Source organism: Paenisporosarcina sp. TG20 (assembly GCF_000286315.1).
Lineage (GTDB): Bacteria > Bacillota > Bacilli > Bacillales_A > Planococcaceae > Paenisporosarcina.
The window spans coordinates 1-1,892 of record NZ_ALJG01000080.1; the positions used below are offsets into that span (position 1 = coordinate 1).

Genomic DNA, 1,892 nt, shown 5'->3' on the forward strand with positions numbered 1-1,892 from the left:
TTTATGTGCGCCCAGCATGGGCGTAATCTATAGGGTGAAAGTCCCGAACTGTGAAGACAGAAGTAACAGTTAGCTTAACGCAAGGGTGTCCATGGTGACGTGGAATCTGAAGGAAGCGAGCGGCAAACCTCCGGTCTGAGGAACACGAATCTCATATAAGGCTATGTGCGATTGGGTGAGTTTGCATAACAAAACAAAGCCCTTTCTGTCGAAGGTCGTATGTAGTAAATGAGGCAGATAGATGGAGGGAAAGATTACGTTCTTACCTGGGGAGGTCTGATTGATAAGCCAAGTACTCTTGGTAACCTAGCCAGTGATGGCTAGTTGAACAATCAGAAGTCAGCAGAAGTCATAGTACCATTTGTCTCGAGACAAATGGGAAGGGCTGAACAATTGAGAGAGAACAACTTCTTGGCATTCAGTAAACTGCAAGAACACAGACAACCGATAAGGCATGCTCGAGGGAGGAAGTGGTGAATCCCATGGGGGACCTCGAGATGGTGGAGCAGAATTGGCATAAGAAGTTAAGTTGTTCACGGAAAGAGGCGTAACGAATGTTGATGGAACGTATACTGTCACATGAAAACATGCTTTCCGCTCTGAAAAGAGTGGTAAGTAATAACGGAAGCCATGGTATCGATGAAATGCCTGTACAAAACCTACGCCAGCATATAATTGATAACTGGGAATCCATGAAAATGGAACTCCTTAAGGGAAGCTATACACCGCAACCAGTCCGCAGAGTCGAAATTCCGAAATCTGATGGTGGAGTGCGCTTATTAGGAATACCTACTGTGACAGACCGATTCATTCAACAAGCTATTGCCCAAGTATTAACTCCTCTGTATGACCCTGAGTTTTCAAACCATAGTTATGGGTTCCGCCCAAAACGAAGCGCCCACGGTGCAGTGAATGAGGCGAAAGGTTATATACAAGAAGGTCGTCGTTGGGTAGTAGACATAGACTTAGAGCAATTCTTTGACAAAGTGAATCATGACAGGCTCATGGGAACGCTTGCAAAACGAATTAAAGACAAACGTCTACTTAAGCTAATCCGTAGCTATCTGAAATCAGGAATCATGATAAATGGCCTCGTAAAAGCTAGTGAAGAGGGGGCGCCGCAGGGTGGCCCACTAAGTCCACTACTTTCTAATATTGTACTTGATGAACTTGACAAGGAATTGGAAGAAAGAGGTCACAAATTTGTTCGATACGCTGATGACTGCAACATCTATGTGAAAACAAAGAAAGCAGGAAATCGAGTCATGGATTCTGTCACTTCATTTATTGAAGGAAAGCTAAAGTTGAAAGTTAATCTAAGGAAGTCCGCTGTAGACCGCCCTTGGAAGAGGAAGTTTCTTGGATTCAGTTTCACCTCTCATAAAGAACCTAAGGTTCGGATTGCCAATGAAAGTGTGAAACGAATGAAAAACAAAATCCGCGAAATTACTTCAAGGAAGAAACCTTATCCTATGAAGTATCGGATAAAGAAACTAAATCAATACCTCGTGGGGTGGTGCGGTTACTACGCATTGGCAGATACACCAAGCGTATTTAGGAACTACGATTCGTGGATTAGAAGAAGGCTCCGAATGTGTATGTGGAAAGAATGGAAATTACCAAAAACCAAGGTGAGAAAACTCACTGGATTAGGCGCTCCGAGAGGAAAGGCTTACGAGTGGGGCAACTCCCGTAAAAGCTACTGGAGAATATCCAAAAGTCCAATACTACACACAACCCTTGGAAACTCCTACTGGAGTTCCCAAGGGCTCAAAAGTCTATCATATCGTTACGAAACATTGCGTCAAACATCTTAATTGAACCGCCATATACCGATCGGTACGTATGGTGGTGTGAGAGGTCGGGAGTTAATCACTCCCTCCTACTCGATT

At 44.0% G+C, this 1,892-nt stretch carries 1 protein-coding gene; it reads left to right on the forward strand.

Annotation, left to right across the window (positions count from 1 at the left end):
- The first annotated feature begins 554 nt into the window (after positions 1-554).
- Positions 555-1,817, forward strand: coding sequence for a group II intron reverse transcriptase/maturase (gene ltrA / locus B371_RS0100535; RefSeq protein WP_019412407.1), 1,263 nt, complete (start codon positions 555-557; stop codon positions 1,815-1,817).
- Positions 1,818-1,892 lie beyond the last annotated feature (75 nt).